The sequence below is a fragment of the Streptomyces boncukensis genome (genome assembly GCF_011045075.1).
Lineage (GTDB): Bacteria > Actinomycetota > Actinomycetes > Streptomycetales > Streptomycetaceae > Streptomyces > Streptomyces boncukensis.
Window position 1 is genome coordinate 1 of the sequence record NZ_JAAKZZ010000379.1, and the last position, 7,378, is coordinate 7,378.

General features: G+C 74.7%; 6 protein-coding genes. All 6 read right to left on the reverse strand.

All coding sequences use genetic code 11. The annotated features are described in order from the left end of the window. Positions 1-14 precede the first annotated feature (14 nt). Complete coding sequence (mug, locus tag G5C65_RS27235) at positions 15-515, reverse strand: G/U mismatch-specific DNA glycosylase (protein WP_338146687.1); 501 nt, start codon at positions 513-515, stop codon at positions 15-17. 65 nt (positions 516-580) lie between these two features. Further along, entirely contained in the window at positions 581-2,023 is a 1,443-nt protein-coding gene (gene purB, locus G5C65_RS27240; protein ID WP_165301615.1) for an adenylosuccinate lyase, read from the reverse strand. Positions 2,024-2,034: 11 nt separating this feature from the next. Next, positions 2,035-2,796, reverse strand: coding sequence for an SGNH/GDSL hydrolase family protein (locus tag G5C65_RS27245; RefSeq protein WP_338146688.1), 762 nt, complete (start codon positions 2,794-2,796; stop codon positions 2,035-2,037). 148 nt (positions 2,797-2,944) lie between these two features. Beyond that, the gene (locus tag G5C65_RS27250) at positions 2,945-3,958 is read right to left on the reverse strand and encodes a hemolysin family protein (RefSeq protein ID WP_165301619.1); all 1,014 of its coding nucleotides are present in this window, start codon (positions 3,956-3,958) and stop codon (positions 2,945-2,947) included. Continuing rightward, positions 3,955-5,310 carry a hemolysin family protein gene (locus G5C65_RS27255; RefSeq protein WP_165301621.1) on the reverse strand — a complete coding sequence of 452 codons (1,356 nt, stop codon included), beginning with the start codon at positions 5,308-5,310 and terminating at the stop codon, positions 3,955-3,957. The genes G5C65_RS27250 and G5C65_RS27255 overlap by 4 nt, the downstream gene beginning before the upstream one ends. 499 nt (positions 5,311-5,809) lie before the next feature. Then, a partial coding sequence (locus tag G5C65_RS27260) for an FtsX-like permease family protein (protein ID WP_165301623.1) occupies positions 5,810-7,378 on the reverse strand: 1,569 nt, incomplete at its 5' end.

The following is a 7,378-nucleotide window of genomic DNA, read 5'->3' on the forward strand; positions in this document are numbered from 1 at the left end:
GTCGGTCCGCCCGGTCAGTCCTCCCGCACCGCCGCGCGCAGCCGGGCGAACTCCTCCGCCAGCGCCGCGGGCGTCCAGTGCGCGTTGAGCCCGCTCGGATTCGGCAGCACCCACACCCGGGTGCTGCCGATCGTCACATCCTGCGGGCCCACGCGCGCGCTCCGGTCGCCGAACGCCGTGCGGTAGGCGGTGACGCCGACCACCGCCAGCCACCGGGGACGCAGCCGGGCCACCTTCCGACGCAGCAGCCGTCCGCCCTCGCGGAACTCCTCGTCGCCGATCTCGTCGGCGCGCGCCGTGGCCCGTGCCACGACATTGGTGATGCCCAGGCCGTACGCGGGCAGCTCGCGCTCCTCGTCCGGCCGCAGCAGCCGTGGTGTGAAGCCGGAGGCGTGCAGCGCGGGCCAGAAGCGGTTGCCGGGACGCGCGAAGTGGTGGCCCGTGGCGGCCGACATCAGACCCGGGTTGATGCCGCAGAACAGCACGTCCAGCCCCGGGGCGGCCACATCCGGCACCAGCCGGTCCCGCGCGGCCTCCAGCTCCTCCCGCGTGAAGCGGGGCGCGCGGCGCGCGGGGGGTGTCAGAGGATCGCCCCCGGCGCGTACGCCGCGGCCCGCGGATGGAGCTTGGCGACCTCCTCGACCCGGGCCACGACCTCAGCGACCTGGGCCCCGGCCGCGCCGGTGAAGGAGAGCCGGTCGGCCATCAGCTCCGCCAGCCGCTCCCGGTCCAGCGGGATGCGGGAGTCGGCGGCGAGCCGGTCCAGCAGCTCGTTGCGCTCGGCGCCCTCGCGCAGCGCCAGCGCGGACGCCACGGCGTGCTCCTTGATGGCCTCGTGCGCCGTCTCCCGGCCCACTCCCTCCCGTACGGCGGCCATCAGCACCTTGGTGGTGGCCAGGAACGGCAGATAGCGGTCCAGCTCCCGGGAGACCACGGCGGGGAAGACGCCGAACTCGTCCAGCACCGTCAGGAACGTCTCCAGCATCCCGTCGAACGCGAAGAACGCGTCCGGCAGCGCCACCCGGCGCACCACGGAGCAGGACACGTCGCCCTCGTTCCACTGGTCGCCCGTCAGCTCGGCCGCCATGGAGGCGTACCCGCGCACCACCACCATCAGGCCGTTCACCCGCTCGCACGAGCGGGTGTTCATCTTGTGCGGCATCGCCGACGAGCCGACCTGGCCCTCCTTGAAGCCCTCCGTCACCAGTTCCTGGCCCGCCATCAGCCGGATCGTCTTGGCCAGCGAGGACGGGGCGCCGCCCAGCTGCACCAGGGCGCTGATCACCTCGTGGTCCAGCGAGCGCGGATAGACCTGGCCGACCGAGGTGAACACCTGCCGGAAGCCCAGGTGCTCGGCGACCCGCCGCTCCAGGTCCGCCAGCCGCTCCGCGCCCTGCTCGGCGGCGCCGCCGAGCAGGTCCAGCATGTCCTGCGCCGTGCCGACCGGGCCCTTGACGCCGCGCAGCGGATAGCGGGCCAGCAGGTCCTCCAGCCGTCCGAACGCGGCCAGTAGCTCGTCGGCGGCGGTCGCGAACCGCTTGCCGAGCGTGGTGGCCTGCGCCGCGACATTGTGCGAGCGGCCCGCCATCACCAGCGCCGCGTGCTCGGCGGCCAGCTTCCCCAGCCGGGCGAGCAGCGCCACCGTGCGGTCCCGCACCAGCTCCAGCGAGAGCCGGATCTGGAGCTGCTCGACGTTCTCCGTCAGATCCCGCGAGGTCATGCCCTTGTGGATCTGCTCGTGGCCCGCCAGCGCGTTGAACTCCTCGATCCGGGCCTTCACATCGTGCCGCGTCACCCGCTCGCGCTCCGCGATGGAGGCGAGGTCGACGTCCTCCAGGACCCGCTCGTACGCGGCGACGGCCCCGTCCGGGACCGCGACGCCCAGGTCCCGCTGCGCCGTGAGGACGGCGAGCCACAGCCGCCGCTCCAGGACGACCTTGTGTTCCGGGGACCAGAGGCGGACGAGGTCCGCCGAGGCGTAGCGGGCGGCGAGAACGTTCGGGATGCGCGGCGTTTCTGTCACGTGAGGGGAGTCTACGCGGTGTCGCTCACCCGGGGGCCGACGCAGGTCAGCGGCGCCAGCTCGGGCCGCTTGGGCGGCCTGCCGTCGCCCGAGGAGCGGCCCGTGAGCCGCCGCCCGACCCAGGGCAGCAGATGGACGCGCGCGAAGCGCGCGTCCGCGCGGCGCCGCGCCCTCCAGGGCACCGGCTCCGGCGGCGGCAGCGGCGCGTCCCAGTCCCGCTCGGCGGGCAGCCCGAGCCGCTGCCACACCGCCTCGGCGACCCGGCTGTGCCCCTCGTGCGTCAGATGCAGCCGGTCCTCCGCCCACATCCGCGGATCGCCCAGCGTCTCGGACGCGTACAGGTCCACGACCAGCGCGCCGTGCCGCTCGGCCACCTCGTCGATGAACGCGAAGAAGCGGTCCACGCGCGGGCGGCAGCGGTCCAGCGCCGGCCCGCGCCGGGCGGGGGAGCGGAACAGCAGCAGCGTGCCGCAGCGCGGGGCGAGCCGTGCCACCGCGTCCTCGAAGGTGGCGCAGACCCGCTCCAGGTCGCAGCGCGGGCGGAGGATGTCGTTGGGGCCGCCGACCAGGCTCACCAGGTCCGCCTCCATCGCCGCCGCGCGGTCCACCTGCTCGTGCGCTATCTGCGCGATGAGCTTGCCGCGTACGGCGAGGTTGGCGTACCGGAAGCTGTCCGTCCGCTGGGCCAGCCGGGCGGCCAGCAGATCCGCCCAGCCGCGGTAGCTGCCGTCCGGCATCAGGTCCGACATGCCCTCGGTGAACGAGTCGCCGATGGCGACGTAGCTGCCGGGGCTGTCGGGACCACCGGGGCTGCCGGGGCTGCCAGCCGGGTCAGGGGTGTCGCTGCGAGTCACGAGCGCCCATGGTACCGAGCGGTCCCGACCGCCGCGGCGGGTGCCCCGCCGCCGCGGCGGCGGCCGGTCAGTCGCTGGTGCCGACCAGCTCGCGCAGCACGTCCTCCATGGTCACCACGCCCACCGCGCGCCCGTCCCGGCCGGTCACCGCCGCCAGATGGGTGCCGCTGGACCGCATCGCGGCCAGCACGTCGTCCAGCGGCATCGCCGAGGGCACCCGGGCGATCGGCCGCATCGCCGTCAGCGGGAACGCCGCCTCGCGCGGCACCGCGTCCAGCGCGTCCTTGACGTGCAGATAGCCCAGCACCCGGCCGTCCTCGTCGATGACGGGGAAGCGCGAGTAGCCGGACGCGGCCGACAGCGCCTCCAGCCCCTCCGGCGTCACCCCCCAGGGGGCCGCGACCACGCGGCCCAGCGGCCGGGCCACGTCGCCGACCGGGCGGCGGCCCAGCTCCAGCGCGTCCCGCAGCCGCTCCGTGGCCCGGTCGTCCAGCAGGCCCGCCTCGCTGGAGTCCGCGACCATCTGGGCCAGGTCGTCGTCCGAGAACGCGGCCTCGACCTCGTTCCTGGGCTCCACCCGCAACAGCTTGAGCAGCCCGTTCGCGAAGGCGTTGACCGTGAAGATCACCGGGCGCAGCCCGCGCGCCAGCGCCACCAGCGGCGGGCCCAGCAGCAGCGCGGCGCGCTCCGGCTCGGCGAGCGCGATGTTCTTCGGCACCATCTCGCCCAGCAGCATGTGCAGATACGTCGCGAGCGCCAGCGCGATCACGAACGACACCGGATGAATGGCGCCTTCCGGAACGCCCGCCGCGTGGAAGACCGGCTCCAGCAGATGCGCGATGGACGGCTCGGCGACCACGCCCAGCACCAGGGTGCACAGCGTGATGCCCAGCTGCGCGGCGGCCAGCAGCTGCGAGACGTGCTCCAGCCCCCACAGCACCTTGCGGGCCCGCTTGTCGCCGTCCTCGGCCAGCGGCTCCACCTGGGCGCGGCGCACCGAGATCAGCGCGAACTCGGCGCCCACGAAGAACGCGTTGGCCACCAGCGTCAGCAGCCCGATGAAGAGCTGAACGGCGGTCATCGCCGCACCTCCCCGTCCTCGCCCGCCATGGCCGCGGCCTCGGCGGGGGTGGGGCCGGCCAGCCGCACCCGGGCGGCCCGCCGGCCGCTCGCGTCGGCCACTTCGATCCGCCAGCCCGCGACCCGCACCGTGTCGCCCTTCGCGGGGATCCGCCCCAGCTCCGTGGCGACCAGCCCGGCCAGCGTCTCGTACGGGCCCTCCGTGGCCCGCAGCCCGATGGCCTCCAGCTGGTCGGTGCGGGCCGCGCCGTCCGCGTCGTAGATCCGGCGGCCCTCCGCGTCCTCGCCCGCCGGGACCAGGTCGGGCGTCTGCAGCGGGTCGTGCTCGTCGCGGACCTCGCCGACGACCTCCTCGATGATGTCCTCCAGCGTCACCACCCCGGCGGTGCCGCCGTACTCGTCGATGACGACCGCGATGGAGCGGTCGCCGCCGGAGAGCAGGTCCAGCAGCCGGTCGACGGTCAGCGACTCCGGCACCAGCAGCGGTTCGCGCATCAGCTCGGTCACCGGCCGCAGCCGGCGCTCCGCCGCCGGGACCGCCAGCACGTCCTTGAGCCGTACGATGCCGACCACCGTGTCCAGCCCGCCCCGGTGCACGGGGAAGCGGGACAGGCCCGTGGCGCGCGTGGCGTTGGCCACATCCTCCGCGTTGGCCTGCGTCTCCAGCGCCGTGACCTGCACCCGCGGCGTCATTACATGCTGCGCGGTCAGCTCCGCCAGATGCAGCGTGCGCACGAACAGATCGGCGGTGTCCTCCTCCAGCGCGCCCTCCTTCGCGGAGTGCCGCGCCAGTGCCACCAGCTCCTGCGGGGAGCGGGCCGAGGCCAGCTCCTCGGTGGGCTCCAGGCCCATCCGCAGCAGCAGCCGGTTGGCGGTGTTGTTCAGGTGCCGGATCAGCGGGCGGAAGGCGGCGCTGAACGCGCGCTGCGGCGTCGCCACCCGGCGGGCCACCGCCAGCGGCTTGGAGATCGCCCAGTTCTTCGGCACCAGCTCGCCCACGACCATCAGCAGCACCGTCGACAGCGCCGTGCCCAGCACCAGCGCCACCGACGAGGCCGCCGAGCGCGGCACGCCCACCTCCTTCAGCGGCCCGGCGATCAGCCGCGCGATGGACGGCTCGGCCAGCATGCCGACCACGAGGTTGGTCACCGTGATGCCGAGCTGGGCGCCGGACAGCTGGAACGTGAGGGAGCGCACCGCGGACAGTGCGCTGCGCGCGCCCCGCTCGCCGCGCTGCTCGGCCCGCTCCAGCTCGCTGCGCTCGACCGTCGTCAGCGAGAACTCCGCCGCGACGAACGCCCCGCAGGCGAGCGCCAGCGCCACCGCCACCAGGAGGAGAAGCACCTCGGTCATCGGGCCGTCACCTCCCTCCCATGGTCGGGCAGGAGGCCAGGGTGCGCTCGGCACCCGCGGGGGGCCGGTCCGTGACTGCTACTGGGAGGGTCGTCCATGGGCGGACGCTCACACCTTTCCGTCGGAGTGGTGCGCGCGGTCCGTGTCCGTACGGATGCCGTCGGGGGACCGGCGCGGGGCTGTTCATCGTAAACGCAGCCTCAGCGCGCAGGGTTCCGGTCCAGGTCAGCGGGGACGCCCGGACCCCGCACCGGCCGTCGGCGGTTTCACCCAGCGGCCCCCCTCCGGCTACGTTACGTAACTAGCCGCCCCCGGGGCGAACGCCTTCATATGAGCACGTCGTAGCCGAGTTCGTCGGCGCGACGGCAGCGCTCCCGGAACTCCTCGCCGATACCGAATGTGATCATGTTGACGCCACAGCGGAAGGGCCGCGGCATGCGAAGACTCCTTGCCGGACGGCGTGGTGATGACCCGAATCCCCTGGTTGCCCGGTGCGGGGCTACTCGTGGGCGATGGCCGACAGGACGTCCATACGGGAGGCGCGCAGCGCGGGGAGCAGCGCGGCCAGCAGGCCGATCAGCGCGGAGCCGGCCACCACGCCGGCCACCGTCCACCACGGGATGCCCAGCGCCGTCATCCCCTCCAGCGCCAGCACCTCGTGCGCCGTCACGCCCCACACCAGCCCCAGCCCGAGACCCAGGACCGAGCCGCAGACGGCGATCACCACCGACTCCAGCCGGATCATCCGGCGAAGCTGCCGCCGCGCCAGCCCGATCGCCCGCAGCAGCCCGATCTCCCGGGTGCGCTCGATCACCGACAGCGCGAGGGTGTTCACCACGCCCAGGACGGCGATCACGATCGCCAGCCCCACCAGAGCGAACAGCAGATACAGCAGCACCGCCACCTGATCCCGCACCAGCTCCTTGTAGTCGGCCCGGTCGAGCGCCTTCACCTGCGGATACGGGTCGAGGGTCCGCTCCAGCGCGGTGCGCAGCCGCCCGGCGTCCGCGCCGGGGGAGCCCGCGACGAGCAGCGCCGCGTCCTGGCCGCCCGGCTGGGCCGCGTCCAGCGTCGCCATGCCGATGAGCAGGTCGCCCACCCCACCGCCGCCGCCGGCCGCCTCCTCGCTGATCCCGGCCACCGTGAGCGTGGCGCGCGCCCCGCCCGGGAACGTGGCCGTCAGCCGGGATCCCAGGCGCAGGCCCCGTGCCTCGGCGAACCCCCGCGCCACGCTCACCCGGCCGGGCCGCAGCGACGCCTCCAGGCCGCCGCGCGCGTAGTCGGCGGACGACACCCGCGACAGGCCGGGGTCGGAGGCCAGCGCCACCTTCTTGACGGTGTCGCCTTCCGGCAGGGTCACCCGCATCTGCGCGAACCGCTGGCGGACCAGCGTCGCCACGCCGTCCGTCTCCCGCACCTTCTCGGTGATCTCCTGCGGGAACGGGGTGAAGGCGTCGTTCTGCACCACGAAGTCGGCGCCGAGGGTCCGGTCGATCTCCTCGTCGAAGGACGCGGTGACCGAGGCCGCCGCCACCGACATCCCGACCACCAGCGCGAGCCCCACCATCAGCGCGGAGGCCGTCGCACCGGTGCGGCGGGGGTTGCGCAGCGCGTTGCGCCGGCTCATCCGGCCCACCGGACCGAACAGCCGGGGGAACGCCGCGCCGAGCACCCGGATCACCGGGCGCACCAGCAGCGGGCCCGCGACGACCACGGCGACGAGCGTCCCGGCGATCCCGGCCGCCAGCAGCGCTGCCGCGTCCCCCGTGTCCGTACTGCGCGCGCAGCCGGCGAGCGCCGCGGCCCCGGCCGCCCCGACCGTGAGCCCCACGGCGGCCCGGACCCGCAGCGGCCGGCCGACGCCCGCCACCTCGGCGTCGGCGAGCGCCGCCATGGGGGAGACCCGGGCCGCGCGGCGCGCCGGCAGATAGGCGGCCACGAAGGTGACCCCGGTGCCCACCGCGTACGCGGCCACCGGCACCGTCCACTCCACGGCGATCTCGGCCGCGTCGAGGTGCATGCCGAACGCGCCCATCAGCCGGATCAGCCCCACCGCGAGCCCCACCCC